The organism is Pseudomonas sp. D3-10, assembly GCF_051132175.1.
GTDB lineage: Bacteria > Pseudomonadota > Gammaproteobacteria > Pseudomonadales > Pseudomonadaceae > Aquipseudomonas.
Map to the genome: position 1 here is coordinate 1,197,520 of NZ_CP071668.1, position 19,899 is coordinate 1,217,418.

19 protein-coding genes are annotated in these 19,899 nt (G+C 59.4%); 10 read left to right on the plus strand and 9 right to left on the minus strand.

Translation table 11 applies throughout. The features are described 5' to 3' along the window. Window positions 1-8 precede the first annotated feature (8 nt). From J3P90_RS05195 to J3P90_RS05205, 3 genes are read left to right on the plus strand one after another with little or no spacing between them, the layout of a single operon-like run. On the plus strand, window positions 9-608 hold the full coding sequence (locus J3P90_RS05195; protein ID WP_420765348.1) for a CoA pyrophosphatase: 600 nt from the start codon (window positions 9-11) through the stop codon (window positions 606-608). A gap of 16 nt (window positions 609-624) precedes the next feature. Beyond that, window positions 625-1,149: a gamma carbonic anhydrase family protein gene (locus J3P90_RS05200; protein WP_420765347.1), complete on the plus strand. Its 525-nt coding sequence runs from the start codon at window positions 625-627 to the stop codon at window positions 1,147-1,149. Continuing rightward, window positions 1,146-1,355: a DUF1289 domain-containing protein gene (locus J3P90_RS05205; RefSeq protein ID WP_434675918.1), complete on the plus strand. Its 210-nt coding sequence runs from the start codon at window positions 1,146-1,148 to the stop codon at window positions 1,353-1,355. The genes J3P90_RS05200 and J3P90_RS05205 overlap by 4 nt, the downstream gene beginning before the upstream one ends. A gap of 63 nt (window positions 1,356-1,418) precedes the next feature. Here the strand turns inward: J3P90_RS05205 and J3P90_RS05210 are convergent, their stop codons facing one another. After that, window positions 1,419-2,063: a Pr6Pr family membrane protein gene (locus J3P90_RS05210; RefSeq protein ID WP_434675919.1), complete on the minus strand. Its 645-nt coding sequence runs from the start codon at window positions 2,061-2,063 to the stop codon at window positions 1,419-1,421. 3 nt (window positions 2,064-2,066) lie between these two features. After that, window positions 2,067-2,297, minus strand: coding sequence for a VF530 family DNA-binding protein (locus J3P90_RS05215; RefSeq protein ID WP_420765344.1), 231 nt, complete (start codon window positions 2,295-2,297; stop codon window positions 2,067-2,069). A 494-nt stretch (window positions 2,298-2,791) separates the two neighbouring features. Here J3P90_RS05215 and J3P90_RS05220 point away from each other — a divergent pair, with 494 nt between their 5' ends. After that, window positions 2,792-5,206, plus strand: coding sequence for a glucose/quinate/shikimate family membrane-bound PQQ-dependent dehydrogenase (locus J3P90_RS05220; RefSeq protein WP_434675920.1), 2,415 nt, complete (start codon window positions 2,792-2,794; stop codon window positions 5,204-5,206). A 226-nt stretch (window positions 5,207-5,432) separates the two neighbouring features. Here the strand turns inward: J3P90_RS05220 and purT are convergent, their stop codons facing one another. The 6 genes from purT to J3P90_RS05250 form a co-directional block, all read right to left on the minus strand. Continuing rightward, window positions 5,433-6,614, minus strand: coding sequence for a formate-dependent phosphoribosylglycinamide formyltransferase (purT, locus tag J3P90_RS05225; protein ID WP_434560421.1), 1,182 nt, complete (start codon window positions 6,612-6,614; stop codon window positions 5,433-5,435). A 92-nt stretch (window positions 6,615-6,706) separates the two neighbouring features. Further along, complete coding sequence (locus J3P90_RS05230) at window positions 6,707-7,174, minus strand: VUT family protein (protein WP_420765341.1); 468 nt, start codon at window positions 7,172-7,174, stop codon at window positions 6,707-6,709. Between the two features lie 240 nt (window positions 7,175-7,414). Then, window positions 7,415-8,200, minus strand: a complete 786-nt coding sequence (locus tag J3P90_RS05235) for a siderophore-interacting protein (protein ID WP_434560419.1) — start codon at window positions 8,198-8,200, stop codon at window positions 7,415-7,417. Window positions 8,201-8,204: 4 nt separating this feature from the next. Then, entirely contained in the window at window positions 8,205-8,774 is a 570-nt protein-coding gene (locus tag J3P90_RS05240) for a PadR family transcriptional regulator (RefSeq protein ID WP_434675921.1), read from the minus strand. Window positions 8,775-8,950: 176 nt separating this feature from the next. Further along, window positions 8,951-12,058 (minus strand): transglycosylase domain-containing protein, encoded by a 3,108-nt coding sequence (locus tag J3P90_RS05245; protein ID WP_434560415.1) that lies wholly within the window; start codon window positions 12,056-12,058, stop codon window positions 8,951-8,953. 148 nt (window positions 12,059-12,206) lie between these two features. Next, window positions 12,207-12,668, minus strand: a complete 462-nt coding sequence (locus J3P90_RS05250) for an REP-associated tyrosine transposase (RefSeq protein ID WP_434675922.1) — start codon at window positions 12,666-12,668, stop codon at window positions 12,207-12,209. A 559-nt stretch (window positions 12,669-13,227) separates the two neighbouring features. On the opposite strand from J3P90_RS05250, the gene J3P90_RS05255 reads away from it, so the two are divergent. The 6 genes from J3P90_RS05255 (at window position 13,228) to J3P90_RS05280 (ending at window position 18,081) form a co-directional block, all read left to right on the plus strand. Beyond that, entirely contained in the window at window positions 13,228-14,649 is a 1,422-nt protein-coding gene (locus J3P90_RS05255; protein ID WP_434675923.1) for an amino acid permease, read from the plus strand. Window positions 14,650-14,820: 171 nt separating this feature from the next. Beyond that, window positions 14,821-15,186, plus strand: a complete 366-nt coding sequence (locus tag J3P90_RS05260) for a GtrA family protein (RefSeq protein ID WP_434560413.1) — start codon at window positions 14,821-14,823, stop codon at window positions 15,184-15,186. Beyond that, window positions 15,183-15,569 carry a GtrA family protein gene (locus tag J3P90_RS05265; protein ID WP_434675924.1) on the plus strand — a complete coding sequence of 129 codons (387 nt, stop codon included), beginning with the start codon at window positions 15,183-15,185 and terminating at the stop codon, window positions 15,567-15,569. The genes J3P90_RS05260 and J3P90_RS05265 overlap by 4 nt, the downstream gene beginning before the upstream one ends. Next, entirely contained in the window at window positions 15,566-16,504 is a 939-nt protein-coding gene (locus J3P90_RS05270) for a glycosyltransferase family 2 protein (RefSeq protein ID WP_434675925.1), read from the plus strand. Before J3P90_RS05265 ends, J3P90_RS05270 begins: the two co-directional genes overlap by 4 nt. A 76-nt stretch (window positions 16,505-16,580) precedes the next feature. Further along, window positions 16,581-17,255: a glucosyltransferase domain-containing protein gene (locus J3P90_RS05275; RefSeq protein WP_434675926.1), complete on the plus strand. Its 675-nt coding sequence runs from the start codon at window positions 16,581-16,583 to the stop codon at window positions 17,253-17,255. Between the two features lie 88 nt (window positions 17,256-17,343). Next, window positions 17,344-18,081: a hypothetical protein gene (locus tag J3P90_RS05280; protein WP_434675927.1), complete on the plus strand. Its 738-nt coding sequence runs from the start codon at window positions 17,344-17,346 to the stop codon at window positions 18,079-18,081. Window positions 18,082-18,263: 182 nt separating this feature from the next. On the opposite strand, the gene J3P90_RS05285 is transcribed toward J3P90_RS05280, so the two are convergent. Continuing rightward, entirely contained in the window at window positions 18,264-19,883 is a 1,620-nt protein-coding gene (locus J3P90_RS05285; protein ID WP_434675928.1) for an FMN-binding glutamate synthase family protein, read from the minus strand. Window positions 19,884-19,899: the final 16 nt, after the last annotated feature.

A 19,899-nucleotide genomic window follows, 5' to 3' on the forward strand; every position in this document is an offset into this window, starting at 1 on the left:
GAAGTCTCATGCTGGACGAGCTACTGCATCGAGTAAGCAACCATACGCCGCGCGATCTGGAGACCGATCGGCGTTTTCCTGAAGCGGCGGTGCTGGTGCCGATCACGCGCAGTGATGAACCGGAGCTGGTGCTGACCCTGCGCGCCAGCGGTCTCTCGACCCACGGCGGCGAAGTGGCGTTCCCCGGTGGACGTCGAGACCCGGAAGACCCCGACCTGATCTTCACCGCCCTGCGCGAAGCCGAAGAGGAAATTGGCCTGCCCCCCGGCCTGGTGGAGGTGATTGGTCCCCTCAGTCCACTGATCTCGTTGCACGGTATCAAGGTCACGCCTTACGTCGGCGTGATTCCGGATTACGTCGAATACCAGGCCAACGACGCCGAGATCGCCGCCGTGTTCAGCGTGCCGTTGGAATTTTTCCGCAAGGATCCGCGCGAGCACACCCACCGCATCGACTACCAGGGCCGCAGTTGGTACGTGCCCAGCTACCGTTTCGAGGGGTACAAGATCTGGGGGCTGACGGCGATCATGATCGTGGAGTTGGTCAACCTGCTGTACGACGCCGGCATCGACCTGCACACGCCGCCCAAGACTTTCATCAACACCTGATGCCCCGAGGATTCCCATGAAATACCGCTTGGGCGATGCCCGTGTCGAAACCCACCCACAGAGCTGGGTCGCGCCCAACGCCACACTGGTGGGCAAGGTCCGCCTCGAAGAGGGCGCCAACGTCTGGTTCAACGCGGTGTTGCGTGGCGACAACGAATTGATCCTGATTGGCAAGGATAGCAACGTGCAGGACGGCACGGTGATGCACACCGACATGGGTTATCCGCTGACCATCGGCACTGGCGTGACCATCGGCCACAACGCCATGCTTCACGGCTGCACAGTCGGGGACTACAGCCTGATCGGCATCAACGCGGTAATCCTCAACGGCGCGAAAATCGGCAAGAACTGCATCATTGGCGCCAACTCGCTGATCGGCGAAGGCAAGGAAATACCCGATGGTTCGCTGGTCATGGGCTCGCCGGGCAAGGTCGTGCGAGAACTGACCGAGGCCCAGAAAAAAATGCTCGAAGCCAGTGCGGCGCACTACGTTCACAACTCGCAGCGCTACGCACGCGACCTGATCGAGCAGGAACAATGAACACACCTGAACGCCCGATTCCGTCGCCCTGCGTAAACATCTGCTCGCTGGACGATGACGACGTCTGCACCGGTTGCCAGCGCACCGTCTCCGAGATCACTCAATGGCGCAAGATGAGCAACGATGAACGGCGCAGCGTCCTGGCGTTGTGTCATGAACGGGCCAAGGCCAATAGATTGGTGTGGATGCTGCCGGCAAGGCGTTGATGTCCACTTGTGAATACAAAATCCCTGCGGAGAGGGAGCAAGCTCCCTCTCCGCAGGGGCGTCTCACAAGGCTTTAATCGATCGTCGTCCCAACCACCGATCCAACCCCACCACCCCCAGCGCAATCCCGACAAACCCGGCCAACACGCCCCCGGCATTGATGAACACCTGTGGATAACCCAGGCTCGTCACGTCGATGAAAGGGTAGGGATAGGCCGCCAGCAGATCACCCCGTAGCAGGATGTAGGCGAAGTACACCAGCGGGTAAATCATCCACAGCCCGACGTGGCCCAGGCGCAACGTGCCTTTGGGCACCCAGAGCCCCCAATAGATGATGAACAGCACCGGCATGATGTCGTGCAGCAGTTCGTCGGCGATAAATTGCCAGCCTTCCGGTTGCCAGAGATGGCGCAGCAATACGTTATAGGCCAGGGCGACCAAGGCGATGCTCACCGCGATGCCGCTGCGTACCGCTGGACGCAGGAACCAACGCCTCACCGCTGATTCACGGCGGGTCACTTCCCAAGTCAATACCACGGCGGCCAAGGTATTGGTCAATACGGTGAAGAAACTGAAGAAGTTGACCAGGCCGCCCAACAGGCTCGCGCCCAGTTCCCATCGGCCCAGCAGGATCAGGTAGAGCTGAATGCTCAATCCCACCCAGCCGAGCAATGCCAGCATCGACACGAAACCGGTTCGCACGTTCATGGTTCAGATAGGCCGCTTGGTGCGCATCAACTTGACGTACAAGCGCTCGACCTTCTCCCGTGCCCATGGCGTCTTGCGCAGGAAGGTCAGGCTCGACTTGATGCTCGGGTCGCTCTTGAAGCAACGGATGTCGATGCGTTCCGCCAGGCCTGACCATTCGTAGTGCTGCACCAGGGCATTGAGGATCTGCTCCAGGGTCACGCCGTGCAGTGGGTTGTTGTTCGGTTCGGTCATGGCAAGCCTTGCATGATGAGCTGTGAAGCCGCGCACCTTAGCCGAGGCGCTCTGCGGGGGGAAGTGCCGCCGTTATCAGGGCTTGTATCCCCGGCACACTGTTACCGAATTCGAGATGATCCATGTCAACAAAAGCGCTTTCGCTATTTGTAACAGGACATTATCCTTGCGCCGCTTGCTGAAACGCTTCTTCTGGCGTACCAGAGCCTCTGCGTCCAGCTACTCCTGTTGAAAGGTCTAAAGAATGCCGAATGTCGCGATCCTGAGAGACAGCGCTGTCTTGGTAAATTCCTGTGGGAACGAGCTTACTCACCATAGCGATTGCACATTCAACATTCGAGTCGACTGACACGCCTTGATCGCGAGCAAGTCCGTTCCCACAGCGACCGCGTCATCGAATTTGCCTTTTTCCAACTGAACCATGCCCCCTCAAGATCGTCATCTAAAGTGACTACTTGCGCGGGACTCTTTAAAACGTCACGGAGATACACACTATGAGCGCTGAGGGTGCTTTGAGTCGAAGCCGTCTGCTACCGAGCTTGCTCGGCATTCTGCTTCTATTGATGGGGCTGGCCTTGTTGGCTGGTGGGATCAAACTGAGCACGCTCGGCGGCTCGCTGTATTATCTGCTGGCGGGCATCGGCCTGGCGATTACTGGTGTACTGCTGATTCTGGCGCGCCGTGCAGCGCTGGGGATGTACGCGCTGGTTTTATTCGCCAGTACGGTGTGGGCGTTATGGGAAGTGGGCCTGGATTGGTGGCAATTGGTGCCGCGCCTGGCCATGCTGTTCGCCTTGGGCATCGTCATGCTGCTGCCGTGGTTCCGGCGCCCGTTGCTGACCGCCGATGCATCGCCGATGGGCACCCGAGCGCTGGGTGCGGCCGTTGTCATCGCGGGTATCGCCGCCCTCGCCAGCCAATTCACCAACCCTGGTGAGATCAAGGGCCAACTGGACCGCGACAGCGTGCCGGGCGTGACCAACACCGCACCGGCCATGCCGGACGGGGATTGGAACTCCTACGGCCGCAGCGCCCATGGCGACCGTTATTCGCCACTGGCGCAGATCACCCCTGAAAACGTCAGCAAGCTGAAGGAAGCCTGGACGTTCCGCACCGGTGACCTGCCAGGGCCGAATGACCCAGGCGAGACCACCGCGGAAAATACCCCGCTGAAGGTCAACGGCATGCTTTATGTGTGCACGCCCCACAGCCAGGTCATCGCTCTGGAGCCAGAAACCGGCAAGGAAATCTGGCGCTTCGATCCGAAGCTTTCTACGCAGAACGCGGAAAACTTCAAGGGCTGGGCCCACATGACCTGCCGTGGCGTGAGCTATCACGATGACGCCGTCTACGCCTCGGCCGAGCAGAGCCCGACCGGCGCCGCCAGCACTACGCCAGCCAGCACCGTTTGCCCACGGCGGATCTTCCTGCCGACGGCCGACACCCGCCTGATCGCCCTCAACGCCGACACCGGCAAGATGTGCGAAGACTTCGGCGACAAAGGCCAGGTCGACTTGAGCGCCAACATCGGGAGTTTCACGGCCGGCGGTTACTACTCCACTTCGCCACCGGCGGTCACCCAGAATTTGGTCGTTATCGGCGGCCATGTCACCGATAACGTCTCCACCGACGAGCCAAGCGGCGTGATCCGCGCCTATGACGTGCACACCGGCAAGCTGGTGTGGAACTGGGACAGCGGCAACCCGGACGACACCACGCCGATTGCCGAAGGCCAGACCTACACCCGCAACTCGCCGAACATGTGGTCCATGTTCAGCGTCGATGAAAAACTCGGCATGCTTTACCTGCCGATGGGCAACCAGACCCCCGACCAGTTTGGTGGTTTCCGTACCCCTGAATCGGAAAAATACGCCGCTGGTCTGACCGCCCTGGACATCGCCACCGGCAAGGTGCGCTGGTACTTCCAGTTCACTCACCACGATCTGTGGGACATGGACGTTGGTGGTCAACCGACCCTGATGGACATGAAAACCGCCGATGGCGTGAAGCCGGCTGTGCTGGCATCGACCAAGCAGGGCAGCATCTACGTGCTGGACCGCAGCAACGGCCAGCCGATCGTGCCGATCAAGGAGGTCCCGGTGCCCCAAGGCGCGGTGGAAGGCGACTTCACCTCGCCGACCCAGCCGATGTCCGACCTGAACTTCGTGCCGCCGGTCCTCAAGGAGCGGGACATGTGGGGCGTCACGCCGTTCGACCAGATGCTGTGCCGGATCGACTTCAAGTCGCTGCGCTATGACGGTATGTTCACACCGCCTTCGTTGCAGGGCTCGATTGTTTATCCCGGCAACTTCGGTGTGTTCGACTGGGGCGGCATTTCTGTCGATCCGGTGCGCCAGATCGCCTTCGTCAACCCGAGCTACATGGCGTTCAAATCGAAGTTGGTACCGGCGGCGGAAGTGGCCGGTGGCCCGGGTCGCAAGAGCGAGACCGAAGGTGTGCAGCCAAACAAAGGCGCGCCATATGGCGTGATCCTCGAAGCGCTGCTCTCGCCCATGGGGCTGCCGTGCCAGGCGCCTGCGTGGGGTTATGTCGCGGCCGTGGACCTGACCAACAACAAGACCCTGTGGATGCACAAGAACGGCACGGTACGCGACAGCTCGCCGGTTCCGATCCCACTGAGCATGGGTGTTCCAAGCCTGGGCGGCACATTCACCACCGCCAGTGGCCTGGCATTCCTCAGCGGCACGCTTGACCAGTACCTGCGCGCTTATGACGTGAAGAACGGCAAGCAACTGTGGGAAGGCCGCCTCCCTGCTGGCGCTCAGACCACGCCGATGACCTACACCGGCAAGGACGGTAAGCAATACGTGCTGGTCGTTGCAGGAGGGCACGGTTCCCTGGGCACCAAGCAGGGTGACTATGTGATTGCCTACAAACTGCCGGATTAAGCCCTACCGGCGCTCATGAAAAAGGCGACACCCTTGCGGGTGTCGCCTTTTTTTGTGCCGGAATCTGAACATAAGCGGCTTTGTGGCGAGGGAGCTTGCTCACGCTGGATGCGTCAGCATCCCCCTACGTGTGATGGCCGGCAAAGCAGGGGGCCGCTTCGCCCGAGGCGTCGGACCGTCCCAGCGGGAGCAAGCTCCCTCGCCACAGGGGTATTGTGTATGACCTTTACAACTCGATCTTGACGGCCTGGGAAGCCCGGGTCGCCTTGGCGCGGGCGGCTTCGATGGATTCGTCGCGGGCCAGGGCCACGCCCAGGCGGCGCTGACCGTTGACTTCCGGCTTGCCGAACAGACGCAGCGCCGTGTCCGGCTCGCTCAGGGCGGCGCCGAGGTTGGCAAACGCGGTCTGGGTCGATTGGCCTTCCACGAGGATCACCGCCGAAGCCGATGGGCCGAACTGGCGGATCAACGGTATCGGCAGGCCGAGGATGGCCCGGGCGTGCAGGGCGAACTGAGACAGGTCCTGGGAGATCAGCGTGACCAGGCCGGTATCGTGGGGGCGCGGGGAGACTTCGCTGAACCACACTTGATCGCCCTTGATGAACAGCTCGACGCCAAACAGGCCGCGGCCACCCAGGGCCTCGGTCACTGCCTTGGCGACGCGCTCGGATTCGGCCAGCGCCGCTGGGCTCATGGCCTGTGGCTGCCAGGATTCCTGGTAGTCGCCCTTTTCCTGACGGTGGCCGACCGGTGCGCAGAACGTGGTACCGCCGACATGGCGCACGGTGAGCAGGGTGATTTCGTAATCGAAATCGATGAAGCCTTCGATGATCACCCGGCCCTTGCCAGCGCGGCCGCCTTCCTGAGCGTAGTCCCAGGCTTTCTGCACGTCTTCAACGCCGCGCAGAAGGCTCTGGCCCTTGCCCGAGGAACTCATCACCGGCTTGACCACGCAGGGGAAACCCAGGGTCTCGACGGCCTTGCGGTAGTCTTCCACGGTGTCGGCGAAGAAATACGGGGAAGTCGGCAGGCCCAGCTCTTCGGCGGCCAGGCGACGGATGCCTTCACGGTTCATGGTCAGTTGCGCGGCGCGGGCCGTAGGAATCACCGTGAAACCTTCGGCTTCCAGCTCCACCAGGGTGGCGGTGGCGATGGCTTCGATCTCCGGCACGATGTAGTGCGGCTTCTCGGCCTCGATCACCGCACGCAGGGCGGCGCCGTCGAGCATGTTGATCACGTGGCTGCGATGGGCCACTTGCATCGCCGGCGCGTTGGCGTAGCGATCCACGGCAATCACTTCAACGCCCAGTCGCTGCAGTTCGATTACCACTTCCTTGCCCAGCTCACCGCTGCCACACAACAAAACGCGGGTCGCGGTGGGCGACAATGGAGTTCCGATACGGGTCATCTGAAGGTCCTCAAAACAGGAGCGGATCATCGGGGGCGCGCGCCGGGCGAGCTTCCCATGGGGAGAAAGCGCGGCATTTTACATGAACCGCGTCAGCCGGCGACGGCCTGTTTGCGCAAACGCCAGGCCATGATCAGCCAGACGGCCGTGACCCCGGCGAATTTCGAGAGCAGGGCGGTGATTATCACGGCGGGCGTCAGGGCGTCGATCAGGCCGAAGAAAATGAATGTGTCGAGAGGGATGCTCAGTGCCGAACTGATCCACAACCGGTCATGCAGCGGACGCTTGGTGACCGTGAACACCAGCCAGTCGATGCACTCGGAGACGGCAAACGCCGTGGCGCTGGCCAGGGCGATGGTTGGGTCGGAGGTGACGTAGGACAGCACCAGCGCCACCAGCATCGCCACGATGGCGCCATGGCCGAAGCGGGTCTGCACCATGTCCCGCAAGATAAACACCAGGCCCCCCCAGGCCGACCAGATGATGTCCAGGTGCGGCGCGGCTGAAAATGCGAAGTTGATCAGCACGACGCTGCCGATGTAGGCGATCAGGAAAAGCATGGGACCGGGTACCTGGTGGGGATGGAATGTCGGGTGAACCCTCAAGGACAACGAAGCCCCCTGTGGCGAGGGAGCTTGCTCCCGCTGGGCTGCGAAGCAGACCCAAAACCTGACAACTCGGTGGATCAGATAGATCGAGGTGACTGTTTTTTGGGGGGCTGCTGCGCAGCCAGCGGGAGCAAGCTCCCTCGCCACAAGGGCCATTAGTGTCAGAAGGTTACTTCAGCAGCAAGCCATCCCTCAATCTTCCTCACTGTCATCCAGCTTCCAATACCCCACGGCCTTCACAAAATCCTGGTCCAGGCCTTTCTCTTCCAGCAATACCTTACGAATCTGCCGGGACACTTTGCTCTCGGTCGCGACCCAGGCGTACAGCTTGCCGCCGGGCATTTCCAACTGCTGCACGGTACGTAGCAGGCTGTCCTGGCGCCCCTCACGCAATACCCAGATCACATGCACCTGCGCGGGGCTGTGGAGCACCTGCTGTTCGGCGCCATTTTCCACTTCCACTACCACCAAGGCTTTCCGGTTGGGGGCAAGGCCTTCGAGACGGCGAGCGATGGCGGGCAAGGCGGTTTCGTCGCCGATCAACAGGTAGCTGTCGAAGACGTCCGGCACAATCATCGACCCCCGTGGCCCGGCGATGTTGAGGTATTGGCCGGGCGCGGCCTGGGCCGCCCAGGTCGAAGCGGGGCCGTCGCCATGGAGCACGAAATCGATGTCCAGCTCCAGGGCGTCCAGGTCATAGCGGCGCGGGGTGTAGTCGCGCATTTCTGGCATCGGACCCTGCGCCTTGCCCGCACCGGGCGCGAAGTTCTCCAGGGCTGCGTGTTCCTCGGCGTTCTGGGGGAACAACAGTTTTATGTGATCGTCGGTGCCCAGGCTGACGAACCCGGCCAGTTCCGGCCCGCCGACGGTAATGCGGCGCATGCGCGGTGTCAGGTCGACCACCCGCAGCACTTGCAGGCGGCGGCGTTTGATCTCGTGGCTGACGCGGTGGATGGTGTTTGGATCGACTCCAGTCATGCTTTTACTCCGAAACGGTTGGACGGCCAGGGCCGTCGACAATGGCTTTGGCGGTGTCGTTGAGCAGGTCGCGTACCCGCAGGATTTCATCCGGGCTCCAGCGGCCATGGTGCATTTGCAGGGCGTGGCGCAGGTTATGGACCGCTTCGTGAATTTCAGCGGGCCGATCCTGGCCGCGCAGCGAACGCTTGCTCACTTCGATGCGCATCCTTACGCCGTCGAGCGCCACGGCTTGCTCTTCAAGGGATAGACGTCCGGCATCGGTCACGCTGTAGCGTTTTTTCCCACCATCGGCGTCGCCGCTGATCATTTCGCTCTCTTCAAGGAACGTCAGCGTTGGGTAGATCACACCGGGGCTGGGGCTGTAGGCGCCGTCGAACATGCTTTCGATCCGGCGGATCAGGTCATAGCCATGGCAGGGTTGTTCGGCAATCAGCGCCAATAACAGCAACTTCAAGTCCCCAGGAGCGAATACCCTGGGGCCACGGCCGCCGCGTTCGCGGCCTGGCGGGCGTTTGTCGAAGCCGTCGTGGGCGGCATGTTCGCGGTGGAAATGGAAATGCGGGTCTCTCATTTGTGTGTCCTCCAAGGTTCTTAAGATAGAACTTAAGATATATCTTTCTTTTGTGCACGCCTGTTTTCGATAAATCCGACGAGCAGCCGATTGTCCAACGGCGTGACGAGTACGCGTTGAGTGTGGGAATGGAGACGGGAATGTGTGGGATCGGGACGTCGCGTATCGCTCGTCCCTTAACGGCTCGTCACCAACGGCTGGCACTGGGTATGCGTGCCCGGTTGCAGGTACGGCGAGAGAAACGGCGCCATGCCCTTGAGCACCTGGACCGGCAAGGCGGAGGTGAACTTGAAGTTCTGCGCCGACACGCCGGGTACGTAAGCGGTGAGCGTGCCGAAATGGCTGTCACCGATGTAAAACACGAACGTCGCGGTGCGGTTGATGGACTTGGAGCTGATGACCCGTCCACCGGAGCCGACGGCTTCGATACGGTTGTCGCCGGTACCCGTCTTGCCACCCATGGCCAGTGGCGTGCCATCGGCCAGTTTGAAGCTGCCGGCCACCCGTTTCGCGGTGCCGGCATCCACCACTTGGGACAATGCACCGCGCAACGCACGGGCCACTTCGACCGGCATTACGCGCTTGCCGTTGTCCGGATCGCTGACCACTCGCGTTTCATAGGGCGTGTCGACGGCGAACTGCAGGCTGTCGACCCGCAGCGCAGGCTGGCGGACACCGTCGTTGAGAATCGTCCCCACCAGCTCCGCAAGCGCGGCGGGGCGATCCCCAGAGCTGCCGATCGCGGTGGCAAGGGACGGCACGAGATGGTCGAACGGGTAGCCGACCTTCTGCCAGCGTTGGTGAATATCCAGGAACGCTTCGATTTCGAGCATGGTGCGGATACGGCTGTCCCGAGCGCTCTTGTGCCGGCTTTTGAATAACCAGCTATAGACTTCCTGGCGCTCGAACCGGCTGGCCTTGACGATCTGGCTGAACTTAGCGTCGGGGTTGTTCAACAGATAGCCCATCAGCCACAGGTCCAACGGATGGACCTTGGCGATGAAGCCTTGGTCCGGCAGGTCATAGGCGCCGGGGCCGTAGCTCTGGTAGAGCCGTTCCAGGCGTTCATCGGTGAGTTTTTCAGCACTCTTGGCCGACTTCAGATGAGCGCGCACGAAGCGGTTGAAGCTTTCCTGGCTGTCGCTGGGAAAGAAATAGCGGTGCACGGCGGCCAGGCGGATGGCGGTGGGGCGCATGCCGTCGAGGAAGGTCTCGAGGCGCTGGCCGGTGTCCTTTTTCTGGTACTTCTTCCAGAACCTGAGCAGGAAAGAGGTGCCTTCGCGATCGGCGAACTGGGCCAGGTATTCCTGGCGACGCGGGTCTTTGTCGTCCTTGAGCAGTTCGGAACTGTTATTCGGGCCGGCGTAGGTGGCGTAGCGCACCAGGTCGCGCATCAGGCGAATGAAAGGCAGGTTGATGGATTCACGCAAGGCGTCGCGCAGCGTGGGGTTGCGACCGTCGTCCTCCTTGCGAAAGTTATGAAAAGTGTGCAGCCCGCCGCCGGTGAAAAACGCCTCGCCGGGGCTGGCTGAATACGTGCGATCCAGCGCCGCTTCGAGCATTTTCGGCAGGCTGCGGTCGGTGTTTTCGATCAGGTAGTCCACGGCCCAGCGGGACAGGCGGTCCTGGTCGGCGATCTCGGTTTTTTTCAGGGCAGCCGGGGCCTGTTGCGCATAACGCTCGTGGAGTTCGGCGATGATCTGCAAGTACGTGGTCAGCACCCGCAACTTGGCGGTGGAGCCCAGTTCCAGTTTGCTGCCCTCATTGATGTCGAAGGGTTGGTCGGTGCTGTCGGTCTGGATGCGCACTCGCGAGCCGTCCGGGGTCAGTTCCAGCAAGGTGAAGCTGTAGCGCACCTGCGTGGTGCTGGTGGGGGTCAACAGGCGTTCTCCCATCAGGCCGATCTCGGCGGCGAATGCCGGGTCGGCCAATCGCTTGAGGTACTCGGTGGCCTGGGCCTGCAAATCGCTTTGCAACGTGCTGGTGGCGGAGAGGTCGAGGCGATCGAGGTCGTACAGCGGACGATTGAGCAGCGCGGCGATGCGACTGCGGGCGGCACTGATGCCCTTGTTGGTTTCGATAGGCTGGACCGTCGGGTCCTGGACCCAATCGCGGTAGCTGACCTTACTGGCCAGTGCGGCATCTGCCAGCGCGGCATCGATCACGCCGTTCTGGGCCAGCAGCCGGATGTGGCTGTCGGTGAGACGGGCGAGTTCGTCGTGCCCCTTCGAGAGATAGTGCGACGGGCGTCGCTGGGCGATCATCAACGACAACATTTCCCGCAGGGCCAGGCCTTTTTCCGCAAGGCTCTTGGGGTCGGTGGCGGTGCTGGACAATCGTTCGTTGGCCCGTCTGAAATCCGCGCCATACCAGACCCTCAGCCCTTCCGCCATGCCGTGGACCTCGCCATGCCCCGGCACGGCGGAAAGCGGCACGCTATTGAGGTAGTCACGAATGACCCGTTGGCGGGCCTCGAGGGTTTGCGGGCCGGCCTGATAGGCGCGCACGCTAGCGGAAATCATCTGACGGATCTTCTCCGCGCCCGACACGGTCAGGCCCTCGGGGGAATGCCGGTATTTCTCCAACTGCGTCGCGAGCGTGCTGCCGCCGGCGGATTGCCCTGGCAGGCTCAACAATTTGGCGACCTGGGACCACGCCGCCATGCCGAAGCGTGGCCAGTCCACCGCGGGGTTGGCCAATGGTTGCTTGGGGTCGAGCAGGAAGCGGTTCTCGATGAACAAAAGGCTTTGCACCACGACCGGAGGAATGTCATCGAAACTGGCGTAAAGCTGTTGCGGATACTTGAACTGATAGACCGGCGCGGCGCGGCAATCGGTAATGGTCAAGCCAGCCTGGATCTTTTCCGCGTAGGGCACGAACAGGCCCTTGTCGACATAGTCCATCAAGGCCGGAGAAAAACGCGCCTGGGCCTCGATCACGTAGTCACGCTTGAGCAAACGAGGCAGGAATTCCCCCAGGGAGCTGTAGCCCAATCGCTGATCGAACGGGCCCGCACCGGGGTAGACGATGGCGTCGCTGGGGCCGGGTTGCACCGCATAGGTCAGGGACGCCGCGTATTTGCTGAGCTCCTGGGCCTGGAACCGGGACGTGCGCATCTCCTTGGCCACGGCCAGGCCGACCACCACCACGATAATCAGCAACAACAACCAGAACGCCCGCCAGCCATGCCGGGCGCGGCGAGTTTTTTTAGGTAAAGGCGCTTCTTCCATACGTTCAGTCGGGACCACAGGTTTATTCGAATCGGTTTGCCACAAAGCGCCCATAGTCGACTGATCCATTCACGCAGATTGATCGGACTTGCTTGAAGCTTAGACGGTGGTTGGCGTGGGGGGAGGGGAAATTGTGGACACCGAAATCATGAGCGCTGAGGTTCCTGTGGCGAGGGAGCTTGCTCCCTCGCCACAAAAGCACTCAGAGCCAAATGACATCCCAGAGCGGGTAATCGCCAATGCGATCTACCAGGCCAGCGCGAAGGGGGTTGGTGATAATGTAGCGAGCGCAGGGCTGCAAATCCTGATTGTCGCGGATTGCCCTGTCGTGGAACCCGTTTTGCCAGATGGCGCCCGTCCGGCCCATGGCTCGATTGATCGCAAGGGTGCTGCGAGACTTGACCCCTTGCATCACTTCAGACAGTCGAGGTTGTTCCAGCTGCACCAACCAATGAAGGTGGTCCGGCATCACAACCCAGGCAAGCGAATTGACCTGATATCGCTCATGAGCCAGACGCATTTCTGCAACTAGCAAACGGCCTAGCTGAAAATCTTTGAAGATAGGTACGCGTCGGTGGATTACCGTGGTGACAAGATAACCTCGCCCCGGTTCTGATGAACGTCCATGACGTAGCCGATGAGAGTTTGGACGTAGAGGATGCATTCCGTGCTTCCTTTGGCTGAGTTAACCATAACGGTAGCCGTGCTTGTTCCGACCCGGCGCGTTGATGGTTGAACGACTTTTCCGAAAACAACGTAGTCATCGTGGCGAGGGAGCTTGCTCCCGCTCGGTCGCGCAGCGGCCGCCTGCAGTTGAAAGCTGAAAAGCGAGGGCGGCTTCGCCCCCCAGCGGGAGCAAGCTCCCTCGCCACGGGCTGGTTGGGTCTGAAAGCCTTGAACCAGAGCCATCGACCCATGCCAGCGCATGACGCTGCACCATCACTGTGCAATACTCGGCGCAGCTTCTCAAAGATCGTCAGCTCAGATAATGCCTCTCCAGAAAGTCATTTTTGACTGAGGAACTACCTGAATTAACCTGCTTTTATAGTGAAACTTTCTGATCCGAGCTTTTTATACTGCACGACCCGCTGATCTTGAGGAATTTTCCTACAGGACGGTCTGCCCATAAGGCAGGCCCGGTTTCGGCAATGCCCGCAGGCCCATCCGCCCGCGGCTTTGGAGACTTGGTGGTCAATCCAATAACAAGACGAGGTTGTATCCCTATGCCAGTCGGCAATCCTCTGCCCCATGGCGAGACCGCGCAGGGTGGTCCGCTCAAACGTGAGCTCGGCGAGCGGCATATCCGCTTGATGGCGCTTGGCGCCTGCATCGGTGTCGGGCTGTTCCTAGGTTCGGCCAAGGCGATCGAGATGGCCGGGCCGGCGATCATGCTGTCCTACATCATCGGTGGCCTGGCGATCCTGGTCATCATGCGCGCCCTCGGCGAAATGGCCGTGCACAACCCGGTGGCCGGTTCGTTCAGCCGCTACGCCCAGGATTACCTCGGCCCGCTCGCCGGTTTCCTGACCGGTTGGAACTACTGGTTCCTGTGGCTGGTGACCTGCGTGGCCGAGATCACCGCGGTGGCGGTGTACATGGGCATCTGGTTCCCCGACGTGCCCCGCTGGATCTGGGCCCTGGCCGCACTGGTCAGCATGGGCTCGATCAACCTGATCGCGGTCAAGGCCTTCGGTGAATTCGAATTCTGGTTCGCCCTGATCAAGATCGTGACCATCATCGCCATGGTCATCGGCGGCGTCGGCATCATCGCCTTCGGTTTCGGCAACGACGGCGTGGCACTGGGCATTTCCAATCTGTGGACCCACGGCGGTTTCATGCCCAACGGCGTGTCCGGCGTGTTGATGTCCCTGCAAATGGTCATGTTCGCCTACCTGGGCGTGGAAATGATCGGCCTGACCGCCGGTGAAGCACGCAACCCACAGAAAACCATCCCCAACGCCATCGGCTCGGTGTTCTGGCGGATCCTGCTGTTCTACGTCGGCGCGTTGTTCGTGATCCTGTCGATCTACCCGTGGAACGAAATCGGCACCCAGGGCAGCCCGTTCGTGATGACCTTCGAGCGCCTGGGCATCAAGACCGCCGCCGGCATCATCAACTTCGTGGTGATCACCGCCGCGCTGTCGTCCTGCAACGGTGGAATCTTCAGCACGGGTCGCATGCTCTACAGCCTGGCGCAAAACGGCCAGGCCCCGGGCGGTTTCGCCAAGACCTCCAGCAACGGCGTACCACGCCGCGCACTGCTGCTGTCCATCGCCGCCTTGCTGCTGGGGGTGCTGCTCAACTACCTGGTGCCGGAAAAAGTCTTCGTCTGGGTGACCTCCATCGCCACTTTCGGCGCGATCTGGACCTGGGTCATGATCCTGCTGGCCCAGCTCAAGTTCCGCAAAGGCCTGAGCGCTTCCGAGCGTGCCACGCTGAAATATCGCATGTGGCTCTACCCGGTCAGCTCCTATCTTGCGCTGGCATTCCTGGTGCTGGTGGTGGGCCTGATGGCGTACTTCCCCGATACGCGCGTGGCGCTGTATATCGGCCCGGCGTTCCTGGTGCTGCTGACGGTGCTGTTCTACACCTTCAAGTTGCAGCCGACAGCAGAGGCACCGGGTTCGGTGCGTTCGGTGTCGTAAGATAAGGCACGGTATAAACGAGAGCCCCGGTCAGACGACCGGGGTTTTTTTGTGCGTGAGCCTGACCGTCCGTCGGAATCGGTGCTCGACCTGTAAGATCTGACAGTAGACCGCCGCAGAACCGTCGCCTAGCTTGGACGCACGCCAATAGGGGAGTGGCAAGGTACCAAGATGAACGGGTCTTCTGCGTTGATGGTTATCGCACTGGTCAATGGACTGATCCATGGCCAGGTTTTTTTTCTGTTGCATGACGCCGTTGGACTGGTCCAGGCGACTAGCAACTTGGCTGCGTTCGGCGTGGCTGCGGTGTTTTCGTTTTATGTGAGTGGGCTTTACATCTTCCGGCCCGGGGAGTCGTGGCGCAGCTATCTGCTGTGCAATGGTTTGATGGGGACATTGAGTTACGCGGTCGGCTCGATGGGAGATGTCCTGGGTTCACCTGGATGGGTGACGGTGGCTTTCTATTGCCTGTTGAACCTGGCGATGGGGTACAGCTTGTTCCGGTTCAAATCGCTTCGTGCCTCTCAGCAGCCATGAGCGAATTCCGAAAAGCAAGATGGAGCACTTTTTTTACTTATTCACTGGTCGGCCTCGCCAATACATTGCTTCATTGGCAAATATTCTTTGTGCTGCGCGTGGCGGTCGGTCTCGATCAGTCGATCAGTAATTTGGCTGCGTTTTGCGTGGCGGCTTCGTTCTCCTATTACCTCAATGCGCTCTATACCTTCGAGGCCAAACTCTCGGTAACGGGGTATGTCACTTTCCTGTGCGTTATTGGAGCGCTCAGTTATGCCGTGGGTTATCTGGGAGACCGCTGGCGGCTCCATGGATTGCTGACGGTGGCGGTATTTTCGCTGCTGAGTCTGGTGTTCGGATTTCTCCTCTCCCGGTTCGTGGTGTTTCGTGGGCAACGTCCATGAAGATCTCGCTGATTGTTCCGGTGTTCAATGAAGAGCAGACCCTGGGACTGTTCTACAAGAGTGTCCGTCAGCACCCGGCGTTGGCCGGTTACAGCGTAGAGATCATCTTCATCAACGATGGCAGCGCTGACCAGACGGATGCGCTTGCACGTGACATCGCGCTGGTCGATAACCTGGTCGTGTTGATCAATTTTTCCCGAAACTTCGGCAAGGAGCCCGCCTTGTTTGCCGGGATCGAACACGCCGGCGGGGACGTGGTCATTCCCATCGACGTAGACCTGCAAGACCCCATCGAGGTGATTCCCAAGCTTGTTGCCGAATGGGAAAAGGGCGCAGAGGTAGTGCTCGCAAAGCGTCGTGATCGCTCGTCCGATAGTTACCTCAAGCGTGGATGCGCTGCGCTGTTTTATCGACTGCTAGATAGGATTGCCTCTCCTCATATCGAGCGGAATGTAGGAGATTTTCGATTGATGGATCGCAAGGTGGTGGAGGTGATCAAGACCCTTCCCGAATACCAGCTCTTCATGAAAGGCGTGTTGTCGTGGGCGGGATTTACCACCGTCATTATCGAATACGACCGAGCCGGTCGCGCGGCGGGCAACAGCAAGTTCAACGGCTGGAAGTTATGGAACCTAGCGCTAGAGGGGATCACTTCGTTCAGTACCGTGCCCTTGCGATTGTGGACTTACCTCGGCAGCTGCATCTCATTGGTTTCGCTGGCGTATGCCGGGTACATGGTGCTGGACAAGCTGTTCTTTGGGAATGATCTGCCCGGTTATCCATCTTTGATGACGGCGATTTTGTTTTTGGGCGGGGTGCAGCTGATCGGCATTGGTGTGCTGGGTGAATATGTCGGGCGAATCTATCTGGAGACGAAGCGTCGGCCGAGGTATGTCATTAGGGAGGTGGTCCGTGATGAACAGAGTACATCCTAAGGATGACGCTAGAGGGCGGGTGCTAAGTTATTTGTCTTCGATGTTTCGGTACAAAGTGCAATGGGCCGAAAAGACAATGAGTAAAAAAGAAGTGCTGGTCTTTTTTACTATTGCATCCTTTGTGTATGTTTTTCCTTTCGTTCATGCTGATTATGCTTATGTGGATGATAATTGGCGGTTGTTCTTGTTGGCAGACGATGATTGGTGTAATACGGGTAGGGTGCTTATTGAGGTTTTCGTAAAATTTCTTACGTTCAACAACGCTACGGTGAACATATTTCCTTTTCCTCTGTTGGTTGCCACGTTCGCTTTGGCTTTGGCGATGAGCCGCTTGACATTTCTTTTCTTTTCTCGGCCAGATTTTACGGCCTGTCTGGTTGTACTCCCCATTCTGTGCAGCCCATTTTTTATTGGCAATATAACTTACCAATACGATGGTCCGGGAATGATGCTTGCCGTGGTAGCTGCGATCTATGCAGTGACCTATAGCTTTGGTGGAGGTACATTTCGACGGCTATTAGCGGCTTTGCTTGTGACCGCTACGTTAAGTCTTTATCAGTTGGCTATCAGCGTGTACACAGGCCTATGTTTGATTGAATTTGTATGGAATATACGAAGCAGGAGAACAGCGAACGAAATTTTATGCGCTCTAACACAACGCGGACTACAACTGATGCTAGGTGCAAGTGTGTATTATTTGACGACCTTTCAGATGATTGATAATTCCCGAGGTGGGCTAATTTTTTTCTGATCAAGCATGGCCGGAAATTGTAATTTCCAGATTGAGATATTCGCTGGAGAGAGTTTCCGAGCTTGTAACGGTAGGGAATTTTTATCTAGTGCTGTTGTTGTTGTTGTTGGGGGCAGGTGCCGGATTGATGTTTGTGATTAAGGATGTTTTTTCGCTAGAAGGTAGCTGGAAGAAACGCATCTCAGTCCTGGTGTTGTTCGTATGTGTGATACCAGCAATGATTGCTTGTATTCCTGGTGTTATGTTGTTTTTAGTGGATCAGCATCAAAACGCCCGAAACTATCTGGGTTTTTCCATTGTGTTGTTTTTCTTGTTTATTTTGAATTACGATTTTTTTGGACGTGTTTGGAGTGTGTTGAGGCTGTTTCTTATCGTTCCTGTGTTATGTATGTTTTCTTTTTGCTACGCGTATGGGCAAGTCATTATCGCAAAAAAAGAGCTTGAAACTGCAATGGCTACTTTTGTTGCTTATGACGTCATCTCAACAAAAGATTTCTGGAAGACCGATGTGGTTTACTATATTCCTTCTCTTACGAATAGGAATTGGCTGCCGAAGGGCTATCCTGCAATGAGTTATATGCCGACCTTGCGGTTTATCTTGAGCCGTGATAATGATTTACTGCACTCTCATTTTTTAGCTCGGCAGGGCATCAATAATGTAGTCGACGGAAAGAGGGCAATGTTTGATGCTGCTACATCCGTTGGCAAAACATATATGCGAATAGTGGACAAGAAGTTCTATTCTTTATATGTCACTGAAGCAGGTAATTTTATTGTCATGAAAGACATAACGGGTCCTGAAAAGTACATAGAGGATCCGCGGTGATAACATTCATCGAGCTGGGTAGGTTGTTCGCAGCCGCGTGGATCCGCGTTAAACGAGGCTGCGATCTTTCCCCAAACTATTGAGTCCTAGGCGAAAGATCAAGCGATCGCAGCCTTCGGCAGCTCCTGCGCACAACCCAGCGGGAGCAAGCTCCCTCGCCACGAGAGCACTGTGTTCACAAGCTATGCGGCGACGATTTCCTGCGGCTCAAAACTGTCCGCCCGCGCCAGTTGCCACATCCGCGAATAGAACTGTCCGTTCACTTCACCGGTCAGCAATTCCCCCGGTTTCAAGAACACATGCAGCTGTGAAAACAGTTTGATCTCGGTCGCCGACATGCGCCGCACCAGATGCTTGGGCTGCAATTGCGAGGGGTGGTCGAGGCCGGCGGCGGCGAGCATTTCGGCGAGGGCCTTGAGGGTGTTGCGGTGGAAGTTGTAGACCCGCTGGGCCTTGTCCGGGACGACCAGGGCGCGTTGGCGCAGGGTGTCCTGGGTGGCGACGCCGGTGGGGCATTTGTTGGTGTGGCAGCTTTGGGACTGAATGCAACCGATGGCGAACATGAAGCCGCGAGCGGCGTTGGCCCAGTCGGCGCCGATGGCCAGGACGCTGGCGATGTCGAAGGCGCTGACGATCTTGCCGCTGGCGCCGAGCTTGATCTTGTCCCGCAGGTTCAGCCCCACCAGGGTGTTGTGCACGAACAACAGGCCTTCGCGCAGCGGCACGCCGATGTGGTCGGTGAACTCAACCGGTGCCGCGCCGGTGCCGCCTTCCTTGCCGTCCACTACGATGAAGTCGGGCAGGATGCCGGTTTCCAGCATGGCCTTGGCGATGCCCATGAATTCCCACGGATGCCCCAGGCAGAACTTGAAGCCCACCGGCTTGCCGCCAGACAGCTCGCGCAATTGCTGGACGAACTGCATCAGCTCGATTGGCGTGGAGAACGCGCTGTGGCGGGACGGCGAAACACAGTCCTCGCCCATGAGGATGCCACGGGTCTCGGCGATTTCCCGGGTGACCTTGTGCTTGGGCAGGATCCCGCCGTGGCCGGGCTTGGCGCCTTGGCTCATCTTGATTTCGATCATCCGCACCTGCGGGTTCCGGGCCTGGGCAGCGAAGCGTTCCGGGTCGAAGCGCCCGTCGCTGGTGCGGCAACCGAAATAGCCGCTGCCCAATTCCCAGGTCAGGTCGCCGCCGTGTTCGCGGTGGTAGGGGCTGATGCTGCCTTCGCCGGTGTCATGGGCGAAGTTGCCGAGCTTGGCGCCCTGGTTCAACGCCCGGATCGCATTCGCGCTCAAGGAGCCGAAGCTCATGGCCGAGATGTTGAACACCGAGGCCGAATAGGGCTGGGTGCATTGCGGGCCGCCGACCGTGACGCGAAAGCCGCTGGGGTCGCTCAACGGCGCCGGGCGCATGGAGTGGCCGATGAATTCGAAGCCGGCCTGGTAGACGTCGATCAAGGTGCCGAACGGTTTGTCGGCGCTTTCGTTCTTGGCCCGTGAATACACCAGCGAGCGCTGGGCACGGGAGAAGGGCAGGGCATCGCTGTCGGATTCGAGCAGGTACTGGCGGATCTCCGGGCGGATGCCTTCGACCAGGTAACGGATATTGCCCAGGATCGGATAGTTGCGGCGCACGGCATGGCGGGTTTGCAGCAGGTCGAACAACCCCAGCAGGCTCAGCAGCCCCGTCACCAGCGCAATCGGCCAGAGCCAGTCATGTTGCAGGAACGGCAAGCTGGCGAGGGTGAAGATCACGCAGCCAGCGAAGAAGGCGTAGCGGCTCAGCAAAGACAGGCTCATGCGGGTTCCTTGGGGG

Bases quoted from the DNA above. Each gene is read 5' to 3' on its own strand.
- J3P90_RS05195 (WP_420765348.1), top strand. From the start codon at position 9: ATGCTGGACGAGCTACTGCATCGAGTAAGCAACCATACGCCGCGCGAT.
- J3P90_RS05200 (WP_420765347.1), top strand. From the start codon at position 625: ATGAAATACCGCTTGGGCGATGCCCGTGTCGAAACCCACCCACAGAGC.
- J3P90_RS05205 (WP_434675918.1), top strand. From the start codon at position 1,146: ATGAACACACCTGAACGCCCGATTCCGTCGCCCTGCGTAAACATCTGC.
- J3P90_RS05210 (WP_434675919.1), bottom strand. From the start codon at position 2,063: ATGAACGTGCGAACCGGTTTCGTGTCGATGCTGGCATTGCTCGGCTGG.
- J3P90_RS05215 (WP_420765344.1), bottom strand. From the start codon at position 2,297: ATGACCGAACCGAACAACAACCCACTGCACGGCGTGACCCTGGAGCAG.
- J3P90_RS05220 (WP_434675920.1), top strand. From the start codon at position 2,792: ATGAGCGCTGAGGGTGCTTTGAGTCGAAGCCGTCTGCTACCGAGCTTG.
- purT (WP_434560421.1), bottom strand. From the start codon at position 6,614: ATGACCCGTATCGGAACTCCATTGTCGCCCACCGCGACCCGCGTTTTG.
- J3P90_RS05230 (WP_420765341.1), bottom strand. From the start codon at position 7,174: ATGCTTTTCCTGATCGCCTACATCGGCAGCGTCGTGCTGATCAACTTC.
- J3P90_RS05235 (WP_434560419.1), bottom strand. From the start codon at position 8,200: ATGACTGGAGTCGATCCAAACACCATCCACCGCGTCAGCCACGAGATC.
- J3P90_RS05240 (WP_434675921.1), bottom strand. From the start codon at position 8,774: ATGAGAGACCCGCATTTCCATTTCCACCGCGAACATGCCGCCCACGAC.
- J3P90_RS05245 (WP_434560415.1), bottom strand. From the start codon at position 12,058: ATGGGCGCTTTGTGGCAAACCGATTCGAATAAACCTGTGGTCCCGACT.
- J3P90_RS05250 (WP_434675922.1), bottom strand. From the start codon at position 12,668: ATGCATCCTCTACGTCCAAACTCTCATCGGCTACGTCATGGACGTTCA.
- J3P90_RS05255 (WP_434675923.1), top strand. From the start codon at position 13,228: ATGCCAGTCGGCAATCCTCTGCCCCATGGCGAGACCGCGCAGGGTGGT.
- J3P90_RS05260 (WP_434560413.1), top strand. From the start codon at position 14,821: ATGAACGGGTCTTCTGCGTTGATGGTTATCGCACTGGTCAATGGACTG.
- J3P90_RS05265 (WP_434675924.1), top strand. From the start codon at position 15,183: ATGAGCGAATTCCGAAAAGCAAGATGGAGCACTTTTTTTACTTATTCA.
- J3P90_RS05270 (WP_434675925.1), top strand. From the start codon at position 15,566: ATGAAGATCTCGCTGATTGTTCCGGTGTTCAATGAAGAGCAGACCCTG.
- J3P90_RS05275 (WP_434675926.1), top strand. From the start codon at position 16,581: ATGAGTAAAAAAGAAGTGCTGGTCTTTTTTACTATTGCATCCTTTGTG.
- J3P90_RS05285 (WP_434675928.1), bottom strand. From the start codon at position 19,883: ATGAGCCTGTCTTTGCTGAGCCGCTACGCCTTCTTCGCTGGCTGCGTG.